This window comes from Knoellia aerolata DSM 18566, assembly GCF_000768695.1.
Taxonomy (GTDB): Bacteria; Actinomycetota; Actinomycetes; order Actinomycetales; family Dermatophilaceae; genus Knoellia; species Knoellia aerolata.
The window spans coordinates 1-5,728 of the sequence record NZ_AVPL01000102.1 but is presented as its reverse complement, the minus strand read 5'-3'; the positions used below and the strand labels follow the sequence as shown (position 1 = coordinate 5,728).

At 75.2% G+C, this 5,728-nt stretch carries 7 protein-coding genes and 1 pseudogene; 6 read left to right on the top strand and 2 right to left on the bottom strand.

Translation table 11 applies throughout. The features are described from left to right. Positions 1 to 28: 28 nt before the first annotated feature. On the bottom strand, positions 29 to 871 hold the full coding sequence (locus N801_RS18385; protein ID WP_035940764.1) for a maleylpyruvate isomerase family mycothiol-dependent enzyme: 843 nt from the start codon (positions 869 to 871) through the stop codon (positions 29 to 31). A gap of 36 nt (positions 872 to 907) precedes the next feature. Here N801_RS18385 and N801_RS18380 point away from each other — a divergent pair, with 36 nt between their 5' ends. Genes N801_RS18380 through idi form a run of 5 tightly spaced genes read left to right on the top strand, consistent with a single transcriptional unit; the run spans position 908 to position 5,000 of the window. Continuing rightward, positions 908 to 1,699, top strand: coding sequence for a UbiA family prenyltransferase (locus N801_RS18380; protein WP_245618509.1), 792 nt, complete (start codon positions 908 to 910; stop codon positions 1,697 to 1,699). Between the two features lie 26 nt (positions 1,700 to 1,725). Further along, the gene (locus N801_RS18375) at positions 1,726 to 2,835 is read left to right on the top strand and encodes a type III polyketide synthase (protein WP_035940762.1); all 1,110 of its coding nucleotides are present in this window, start codon (positions 1,726 to 1,728) and stop codon (positions 2,833 to 2,835) included. Then, positions 2,832 to 3,374: an isoprenylcysteine carboxyl methyltransferase family protein gene (locus N801_RS18370; RefSeq protein WP_035940761.1), complete on the top strand. Its 543-nt coding sequence runs from the start codon at positions 2,832 to 2,834 to the stop codon at positions 3,372 to 3,374. Before N801_RS18375 ends, N801_RS18370 begins: the two co-directional genes overlap by 4 nt. Then, positions 3,367 to 4,389 (top strand): NAD(P)/FAD-dependent oxidoreductase, encoded by a 1,023-nt coding sequence (locus N801_RS18365; protein ID WP_035940760.1) that lies wholly within the window; start codon positions 3,367 to 3,369, stop codon positions 4,387 to 4,389. The genes N801_RS18370 and N801_RS18365 overlap by 8 nt, the downstream gene beginning before the upstream one ends. Further along, positions 4,386 to 5,000, top strand: coding sequence for an isopentenyl-diphosphate Delta-isomerase (gene idi, locus N801_RS18360; RefSeq protein ID WP_439330546.1), 615 nt, complete (start codon positions 4,386 to 4,388; stop codon positions 4,998 to 5,000). Before N801_RS18365 ends, idi begins: the two co-directional genes overlap by 4 nt. Here idi and N801_RS18355 read toward each other — a convergent pair. Beyond that, complete coding sequence (locus tag N801_RS18355) at positions 4,888 to 5,379, bottom strand: SRPBCC family protein (RefSeq protein WP_035940758.1); 492 nt, start codon at positions 5,377 to 5,379, stop codon at positions 4,888 to 4,890. The genes idi and N801_RS18355 overlap by 113 nt on opposite strands. A 39-nt stretch (positions 5,380 to 5,418) precedes the next feature. On the opposite strand from N801_RS18355, the pseudogene N801_RS18350 reads away from it, so the two are divergent. Beyond that, positions 5,419 to 5,728: pseudogene (locus N801_RS18350) on the top strand (cytochrome C oxidase assembly protein); the annotation flags it as partial.

Genomic DNA, 5,728 nt, shown 5'->3' with positions numbered 1-5,728 from the left:
GGCAGGGGGCCGGGGGCAGGGGGGTGGGTCAGGGCGTGATGACGAGGGCGTCGAGCACCCGGCGCGCGATCTCCTCGTCGCCGTGCACCACGTGGTGGGTGTCGTCCGTGGACACCCGGCCGGCGCACCGGCGCGTCGCCGCCTGCGTCGACATCGTGATCGTCGTCGTCGTGACGTCGACGTGGTGCTCGGGGTCGCCGCTGAACAGCGGTGTGCCGTGGGGCCGCCCGTCGCGCTCCTCGACCCGCACGCCGGCGCGACCGACGACCGGGCCGGTGAGGTCGAGGATGACGGCATGGCCGGCCGGCACCTCGGCCCGGCGGGCCACGATCCGGGGGAGGGCGTCGAAGAGGACGCGCACCGTGTGCGCGGCAGCCGGGCCGTCGAGGTTGCCGGGACGCCCGATGGCCTCGCGGATGTCCTGCTCGTGCACCCACAGGTCGAGGACGCGGCTCTCCATGAGGCCGAGCAGCGTCGTCGGGCCGAAGGGCCCGATCCGCGGCTCGTCGGGGGAGGTCGTCTCGGCGCCGAGGTGGTGGACCTGGTCGGCGACGAGTCCGTCGAGCTCCTCGAGGAGCTCGGCCAGCGACCGTCCGCGCCGCGACTCGAGGAAGCGGTCCACGACCTCGGTGATGCCGCGGGCCTCCCCGGCGCCGGGGTCGACGTCTGGGACCGCCTCGCCCTGCACCCAGGCCTCGAGGCTCACGACGTGGGCGAACTGGTCGAGGACGGTCCAGCCGGGACAGGCGGTCGGCCGCTCCTCGTCGCCCGGGCGCAGCGAGTGCCCGAGGTCGCTGATCGCCTGCACCGTGTGGGCGTAGGCGGCGGTGAGGCCGTCGAGGCCCTCGGGAGCGGCCGGGTGGAGGGACATCCCGTCACTGTAGGGCGTGCTGCCTAGGGTGAGGGAGTGACGACCGGCGCAATGGCCCTGCTGCGGGCCGCCCATGCCGGACCCGCGCTGGCCGTCACCGTGCTCGCCCTGCTCCTCGCGGTCGCCGCCGACCTCGACCCGGCTCGGGCCGCGCTCGTCACCGCGGCCGTGTTCGCCGGTCAGCTCACGGTGGGCTGGTCCAACGACCTGCGCGACCGGGTGCGCGACGCCGCGGTGGACCGCCCGGACAAGCCGCTGGCGACCGGTGAGCTGTCGGTGCCGCTCGTCCGGGCCGCGTGCGCGCTCGCGGTCGCCCTCGCGGTCGTCCTCTCGCTCGCCTGCGGGCTGCTCGCCGGGGGCGTGCACCTCACGTGCGTCGCGTCGGCGTGGACCTACAACCTCTGGCTCAAGTCGACGCCCTTCTCCTGGCTGCCGTATGCCGTGTCGTTCGGCCTGCTTCCCGTCTTCGTCCACCTCGCCGGCGGGTCCACCGCCCCGGCCGAGGTGGCGGTGGGTGCGGCGCTCCTCGGGGTCGGCGCCCACCTGCTCAACGTCGTGCCCGACCTCGGCGAGGACGCGGTGACCGGTGTCCGCGGCCTGCCGCACCGGCTCGGGGCGCGCCGGAGCACCGTGCTGGCGGTGGGGCTCCTCGTGGCCGCGACCGTCGCGCTGCTCGCCACGGGGTCGACGGACGTCGTCCCCGCCGTGGCGGGCGCCGTTCTCGTGGCAGGCTTGGCAGGGCTCGCGCTGGTCGGCACCGGCCGGGCACCCTTCTGGTCCGCCGTCGGGATCGCGCTCGTGGACGTGGCGATCCTGGTGGTCCGGTGAGTCGTCCGACCGAAGCGAGGCCCCTCATGAGCACCCGCCTGCTGTCCGTGGGGACCGCCCTGCCCGCCCACCGCCACGACCAGGGAGAGATCACCGACGCCTTCGCCCGGGTCGTCGTCGCCCGGGGCGCCAGCGAGCGCCTGCTCCGCTCGGTGCACGCCAACGCGGGCGTCGAGCAGCGCCATCTCGTCCTCCCGCTGGAGAAGTACGAGAGCCTCGCCGACTTCGACGAGGCCAACGGCCTGTTCATCGAGCATGCGGTCGACCTCGGCGCGCAGGCCATGCTCCGCGCCCTGGCCGGCGCCGGGCTGGCCGCCTCCGACGTCGACCTCATCATCTCGACGACGGTCACCGGTCTGGCGGTCCCGTCGCTCGACTCGCGCATCGCGGCAGTCGTCGGGCTGCGCGAGGACGTCAAGCGGGTGCCGCTCTTCGGGCTGGGCTGCGTCGCGGGTGCGGCCGGGGTCGCTCGACTGCATGACTACCTCCTCGGCCACCCGGACGACGTGGCCGTGCTCGTCGCCGTCGAGCTGTGCTCGCTCACCGTGCAGCGCGACGACACCAGCGTCGCCAACATCGTCGCGAGCGGCCTCTTCGGTGACGGGGCCGCCGCCGTCGTCATGGGTGGCGCCGGACGGGCCGGAGGAACCCGGTCCACGGGTGGCGCCGGGCGGGTCGAGGTCCTCGACAGCCGCAGCCGCCTCTACCCGGACAGCGAGCGCACCATGGGCTTCGACGTCGGCGCCTCGGGGCTGCGCATCGTCCTCGACGCCCAGGTCCCGGCGATCGTCGCCCGCCACCTCGGCGGTGACGTCGACCGCTTCCTCGCCGGGCACGGCCTCACCCGCGCGGACATCGGCTGGTGGGTGTGCCACCCCGGCGGGCCCAAGGTCATCGACGCACTCCGCGACGCGCTCGACCTCGCCGACCACGACGTCGCCCTCACCCGGACGAGCCTCGCGCGCATCGGCAACCTCTCGTCGGCGTCGGTGCTCCACGTCCTCGCCGACACCTTCGCGCAGCGTCCTCCCGCGCCCGGCACGCACGGGCTCCTCATGGCGATGGGGCCGGGCTTCTGCTCGGAGCTCGTCCTGCTCCGCGCCACCGACGACGACGACGAGGACGCCGCGTCGTGACCACCCTCACCGTCTTCGTCGTCGTCGTGCTCCTCGTCGCGGTCGAGCGGCTGGCCGAGCTCGTCGTGTCGCGGCGCAACGCGGCGTGGAGCCTGTCCCGGGGAGGGGTCGAGACCGGGCAGGGGCACTACCCGGTCATGGTCGTCCTGCACACCGGCTTCCTCGTGGCGATGCTCGTCGAGGCGGTGGTGCGCCGGCCGGACGTGCCCGCCGCGCTCGCCTGGTCGATGCTCGTCGCCGTGGTCGCGGCCCAGGCACTGCGCTGGTGGTGCATCGCCACCCTCGGACGCCGCTGGAACACGCGCGTCATCGTCGTTCCCGGGCTCTCGCCGGTGCGGTCCGGCCCCTACCGCTGGCTGTCGCACCCCAACTACGTCGCGGTCGTCGTCGAGGGCGTCGCCCTGCCGCTCGTCCACGCCTCCTGGGTCACCGCACTCGTCTTCACCGTCGCCAACGCCGCTCTCCTCACGGTGCGTCTGCGCGCCGAGAACGCCGCCCTCGCGACCCTCCCGTCGACGGCGATCGCCCAGGATGCGTGATCTCCTCGTGGCCGGTGGCGGTCCGGTCGGCCTGGCCACCGCTTTGTATGCCGTCCGCGCCGGTCTCGACGTCACCGTGCGCGAGCCCCGGTCCGGGGTGATCGACAAGGCCTGCGGTGAAGGGCTCATGCCGGGGGCGCTGGCCGCCCTGCGCGAGCTCGGCGTCCCGGTGGAGGGGCACCCGATCACGGGCATCCGCTACGTCGACGGGCACCGGCAGGTGGACGCGCCCTTCGAGTCCGGGAACGGACTGGGGGTGCGGCGCACCCTGCTGCACTCCGCCCTCGTCGAGCGGGTGCGCGCAGCGGGCGTCGAGGTCACCACGGCCCCGGTGACCCGTCTCGAGAACCGCACCGACCACGTCGACGTCGACGGCGAGCGGGTCGGCCACGTCATCGCCGCCGACGGCCTGCACTCCCCGGTCCGACGGCTGCTCGGCCTCGACCGGCCGCGGACCACCCTGCGCCGTTACGGCCAGAGGGTCCACGTCGAGTGCGCCCCGTGGACCTCGATGGTCGAGGTGCACTGGTCGTCCGCCGGCGAGGCCTACGTGACACCGGTCGGGCCGGACGAGGTGGGGGTCGCGCTGCTCAGCGCCCACCGTCGCCCCTTCGAGGAGCTGCTCGCGCAGTTCCCGCTCCTGTCCGAGCGGATCGCGGGCCGCCCGCGTTCCGCCGTGCGGGGCGCCGGTCCGCTGCGGCAGCGGTCCGCCCGACGCGTCCTCGGCCGGGTGCTCCTCGTGGGCGATGCCGCAGGCTACGTCGACGCCCTCACCGGCGAGGGGCTCGCGCTCGGCATGGCGCAGGCGCGGGCCGCCGTCGAGGCGGTCGTGTCGGGGGACCCCAGCTCCTACGAGCACGCCTGGCGCGGGGTGCGTCGTCGCCACGACCTCCTCACCCTCGGCCTCGTCACCGCGACCCGCGTCCCCGTCGTGCGCCGTGCCGTCGTCCCGGCGGCCGGGATGGCCCCGGCCGTGTTCCGGGCCGCGGTCAACCAGCTGGCGCGTCCCGCGTGAGCGCCCACCCGGGGGTGGGGCGCGAGGTCGAGCGCGTGGTGCTCCTCGCGGAGGACGGACGGGCGATCGGGACGGCACCCAAGGACGAGGTGCACCACGCGGACACCCCGCTGCACCTCGCCTTCTCCTGCTACGTCCTCGACGCGCAGGGGCGGCTGCTCGTCACCCGCCGGGCGTGGTCGAAGCGGACCTGGCCCGGCGTGTGGACCAACAGCTGCTGCGGCCACCCCTCCCCGGACGAGCCGGCCGACGTCGCCGTGCGCCGGCGCGTGCGCCAGGAGCTGGGGATCGAGCTCACCGACCTGCGCGCCGTGCTCCCGGACTTCCGCTACCGCGCGGTGATGGAGGACGGCACGGTCGAGAACGAGGTCTGCCCCGTCTGGGTCGCGACGTGCGCCGACCCCGGGGCACTCTCTCCGGACCCCGACGAGGTGGTCGAGCACTCCTGGACCGACTGGGCCCGGTTCCGGGACGACGTCCTCACCGGTGCCCGCGAGGTCAGCCCGTGGTGCCGTCTCCAGCTGGAGGCGATGGAGGCGATGGAGGCGATGGAGGCGCTGGAGGCGCCGGACCGCCCGGACGGGGCCGGCGAGCCCGCGCGAGCGACCTGACCCGCCGCAGCCCGAGCCACAGCACCGGGGCGTAGCCCGGGGCCCACCACGGTGCCGTGAACTCCACCCGGCAGCCGCCGTCCCTCTCGGTGACCGTGTGGCTCGTGGCCATGACCCCGGCCACCCGCCACGACCACTGGCGCACCGGGCCGTCGGCCTGCCACCCCTCCACCCGGAACGGCAGGGCCGGCCCGACGCTGGTCCACACCGTGCCCGTGGCGCCCGCGTGGATCCGGACCCCGCCGCCGTCGACGGCGGCGCGGCGCACCGTCGGGCCCCACCGCGGCCACTGGTCGACCCGCACCAGCAGGTCCCACGCGATCTCGGCGGGCGCGTCGACGTCGATGCCGAGGGTGAGGAGCGGGGGTGAGGGAGTCATCGGTCACCACTGTGCCACCGCCTGCCTAGGCTGTCAGGCATGAGCTCCGCCACCGTCGAGACGCGCACCGCCTCCGGGCCGGTCGCCGTCGTCACCCTCGTCGGGCTGGTCGTCACGCTCGTCGCCGCCTCGTTGTCGGGGGTCCTCGCACCGCTCGTGCTCGACGACCCGGGCCCGGTCGTGCGGTGGGCGCTGCCCCTCGCTCGCGTCGTCAGCGACCTCGCCTCGGCGACGACCCTCGGGCTCCTCATCCTCGCGGCGTTCCTCGTCCCCGAGCGGCGCAGCACCGACCGACGGCGGCAGGCCTCGCGCCTCGCGGCGGTCACCGGTGTCATCTGGTTCGTCGCGG

Bases quoted from the DNA above. Each gene is read 5' to 3' on its own strand.
- N801_RS18375 (WP_035940762.1), top strand. From the start codon at position 1,726: ATGAGCACCCGCCTGCTGTCCGTGGGGACCGCCCTGCCCGCCCACCGC.
- N801_RS18385 (WP_035940764.1), bottom strand. From the start codon at position 871: ATGTCCCTCCACCCGGCCGCTCCCGAGGGCCTCGACGGCCTCACCGCC.
- N801_RS18355 (WP_035940758.1), bottom strand. From the start codon at position 5,379: ATGACTCCCTCACCCCCGCTCCTCACCCTCGGCATCGACGTCGACGCG.
- N801_RS18365 (WP_035940760.1), top strand. From the start codon at position 3,367: ATGCGTGATCTCCTCGTGGCCGGTGGCGGTCCGGTCGGCCTGGCCACC.